1 tRNA gene and 3 rRNA genes are annotated in these 3,902 nt (G+C 48.7%); all 4 read right to left on the bottom strand.

What is annotated here, in order from left to right:
* Window positions 1-5 precede the first annotated feature (5 nt).
* Window positions 6-121 (bottom strand): 5S ribosomal RNA (rrf, locus tag A9G25_RS06595).
* Window positions 122-278: 157 nt separating this feature from the next.
* Window positions 279-3,178: ribosomal RNA gene (locus A9G25_RS06590) — 23S ribosomal RNA — on the bottom strand.
* A gap of 254 nt (window positions 3,179-3,432) precedes the next feature.
* Window positions 3,433-3,508, bottom strand: a tRNA-Glu gene (locus A9G25_RS06585).
* Window positions 3,509-3,562: 54 nt separating this feature from the next.
* Window positions 3,563-3,902, bottom strand: a 16S ribosomal RNA gene (locus tag A9G25_RS06580); the annotation flags it as partial.

Below are 3,902 nucleotides of genomic sequence, written 5' to 3'. Positions count from 1 at the left end.
TAAAAGTCTGGCGGCACCCTACTCTCACATGGGTAATACCCACACTACCATCGGCACTACGGCGTTTCACTTCTGAGTTCGGCATGGGGTCAGGTGGGACCACCGCGCTATTACCGCCAGACATATTCTGTTCTCTCTTTCTTAATTGCTGTCCATTATCTCATATCAACAACAATCACTCAATTCGGAACAAACTGTTTTTTCAATCTCTATTCTCTTTTCGATGATTTTCTCATCTAGGAATAACTTCTGCGTAACCCAAAACAACTCCGAGTTGTAAGGTTAAGACTCTCGGTTCATTAGTATCAGTTAGCTCAATGTATCACTACACTTACACACCTGACCTATCTACGTCTTAGTCTCAAACGGACCTTACTGAATCTCTTCAGGGAAAACTCATCTCAAGGCTAGTTTCGTGCTTAGATGCTTTCAGCACTTATCTATTCCGCACGTAGCTACCGGGCAATGCAATTGGCATCACAACCCGAACACCAGCGGTGCGTTCACTTCGGTCCTCTCGTACTAGAAGCAAACCCTCTCAATTTTCCTACGCCCATGGCAGATAGGGACCGAACTGTCTCACGACGTTCTAAACCCAGCTCGCGTACCACTTTAAACGGCGAACAGCCGTACCCTTGGGACCTACTTCAGCCCCAGGATGTGATGAGCCGACATCGAGGTGCCAAACACCGCCGTCGATATGAACTCTTGGGCGGTATCAGCCTGTTATCCCCGGAGTACCTTTTATCCGTTGAGCGATGGCCCTTCCATTCAGAACCACCGGATCACTATGACCTACTTTCGTACCTGCTCGAGCCGTCACTCTCGCAGTCAAGCTAGCTTTTGCCATTGCACTAACCTCCTGATGTCCGACCAGGATTAGCTAACCTTCGTGCTCCTCCGTTACTCTTTGGGAGGAGACCGCCCCAGTCAAACTACCCACCAGACAGTGTCCCTTACCTCGATTCAGAAGTATAGGTTAGAACATCAAACATTAAAGGGTGGTATTTCAAGGTCGACTCCACACACACTGGCGTGCGTGCTTCTTTGCCTCCCACCTATCCTACACATTAAGGCTCAATGTTCACTGTCAAGCTATAGTAAAGGTTCACGGGGTCTTTCCGTCTTGCCACGGGTACACCGCATCTTCACGGCAATTTCAATTTCACTGAGTCTCGGGTGGAGACAGCCTGGCCATCATTACGCCATTCGTGCAGGTCGGAACTTACCCGACAAGGAATTTCGCTACCTTAGGACCGTTATAGTTACGGCCGCCGTTTACTGGGGCTTCGATCAGGAGCTTCTGCATGCGCATAACCCCATCAATTAACCTTCCAGCACCGGGCAGGCGTCACACCGTATACGTCCACTTTCGTGTTTGCACAGTGCTGTGTTTTTATTAAACAGTTGCAGCCAGCTGGTATCTTCGACTGATTTCACCTACGTCCGCACGGGATTTCAATTACATATCAGCGTGCCTTCTCCCGAAGTTACGGCACCATTTTGCCTAGTTCCTTCACCCGAGTTCTCTCAAGCGCCTGAGTATTCTCTACCTGACCACCTGTGTCGGTTTCGGGTACGATTACCTATAACCTGAAGCTTAGAGGATTTTCCTGGAAGCAGGGCATCAATTACTTCACTGCCTTAGCAGCTCGTCATCACGCCTCAGAGTTTTAGTGACCGGATTTGCCTAATCACACCCCTACACGCTTAACCCACCATCCAATAGGTGGTAAACCTAGCCTTCTTCGTCACCCCATCGCAGTTATAGCCAGTACGGGAATATTAACCCGTTTCCCATCAGATACGCCCTTCGGCCTCTCCTTAGGGGTCGACTCACCCTGCCCCGATTAACGTTGGACAGGAACCCTTGGTCTTCCGGCGAGCGGGCTTTTCACCCGCTTTATCGTTACTTATGTCAGCATTCGCACTTCTGATACCTCCAGCATGCCTCACAACACACCTTCTACGGCTTACAGAACGCTCCCCTACCCAATACACTTGCGTGCACTGCCGCAGCTTCGGTGCATAGTTTTAGCCCCGTTACATCTTCCGCGCAGGCCGACTCGACTAGTGAGCTATTACGCTTTCTTTAAATGATGGCTGCTTCTAAGCCAACATCCTAGCTGTCTAAGCCTTCCCACTTCGTTTCCCACTTAACTATGACTTTGGGACCTTAGCTGGCGGTCTGGGTTGTTTCCCTCTTCACGACGAACGTTAGCACCCGCCGTGTGTCTCCCATGATTCAACTTGTCAGTATTCGGAGTTTGCATCGGGTTGGTAAGCCGGGATGGCCCCCTAGCCGAAACAGTGCTCTACCCCCAACAGTCACTCATGAGGCGCTACCTAAATAGCTTTCGGGGAGAACCAGCTATCTCCCGGTTTGATTGGCCTTTCACCCCCAGCCACAGGTCATCCGCTAATTTTTCAACATTAGTCGGTTCGGTCCTCCAGTTAGTGTTAACCAACCTTCAACCTGCCCATGGCTAGATCACCGGGTTTCGGGTCTATACCCTGCAACTTAACGCACAGTTAATACTCGGTTTCCCTTCGGCTCCCCTATTCGGTTAACCTTGCTACAGAATATAAGTCGCTGACCCATTATACAAAAGGTACGCAGTCACTATTACCCAACGGTAACAGCTCCCACTGATTGTACGTACACGGTTTCAGGGTCTATTTCACTCCCCTCCCGGGGTTCTTTTCGCCTTTCCCTCACGGTACTGGTTCACTATCGGTCAATCAGGAGTATTTAGCCTTGGAGGATGGTCCCCCCTTCTTCAGACAGGATATCACGTGTCCCGCCCTACTCTATAAGCTTCCACATAACGTACCTTCGTGTACGGGACTTTCACCCTCTATCGTGCGACTTTCCAAACGCTTCCACTAATACTTTATGCTACCCGCTTGGGCTGCTCCCCTTTCGCTCGCCGCTACTCAGGGAATCTCGGTTGATTTCTTTTCCTCGGGGTACTTAGATGTTTCAGTTCTCCCGGTTCGCCTCATCTAACTATGAATTCATTAGATGATAGTGTGGTTACCCACACTGGGTTTCCCCATTCGGACATCGACGGCTATTACGCTTTTTATCAGCTTACCGTCGCTTTTCGCAGATTAACACGTCCTTCTTCGCCTCTGATTGCCTAGGCATCCACCGTGTACGCTTAATTTCTTAACCTTACAACTCACAGTTGTCTTAGTTTAAATTACGCTTTCTTCTCTTTCTTACTTATTCTCTTTTTGTTTAGATTATTCAATTGAAGTTCAACAAACCTCAACTCAATCTATAATAAAAAGCTTTTCATAAAAACGAGAACTCGTTTCTTTCAGCTTGTTCCTAATTGTTAAAGAGCTTTATCTTTCTATTCACTTAAACCACTAAATCAAGTAAATACAAACATAATTTTAGAAAAATAATTTCATCACATTTTATGGCGTCCCCTAGGGGATTCGAACCCCTGTTACCGCCGTGAAAGGGCGATGTCCTAGGCCTCTAGACGAAGGGGACTTAATTATTTCTCTTCCAAACAAACAATCTGTGTGAACACTTACGAGCACTTCGTAAGGAGGTGATCCAACCGCAGGTTCCCCTACGGTTACCTTGTTACGACTTCACCCCAGTCATGAACCACACCGTGGTAAACGCCCTCCCGAAGGTTAAGCTATCTACTTCTGGTGCAACCCACTCCCATGGTGTGACGGGCGGTGTGTACAAGGCCCGGGAACGTATTCACCGTGACATTCTGATTCACGATTACTAGCGATTCCGACTTCATGGAGTCGAGTTGCAGACTCCAATCCGGACTTAGACGTACTTTGTGAGGTCCGCTTACTCTCGCGAGGTCGCCTCCCTTTGTATACGCCATTGTAGCACGTGTGTAGCCCTGGTCGTAAGGGCCATG

The sequence above is a fragment of the Gilliamella sp. Bif1-4 genome (assembly GCF_001690535.1).
Classification (GTDB): Bacteria; Pseudomonadota; Gammaproteobacteria; order Enterobacterales; family Orbaceae; genus Gilliamella; species Gilliamella bombi.
This window is presented reverse-complemented; position numbering and strand designations above follow the sequence as displayed.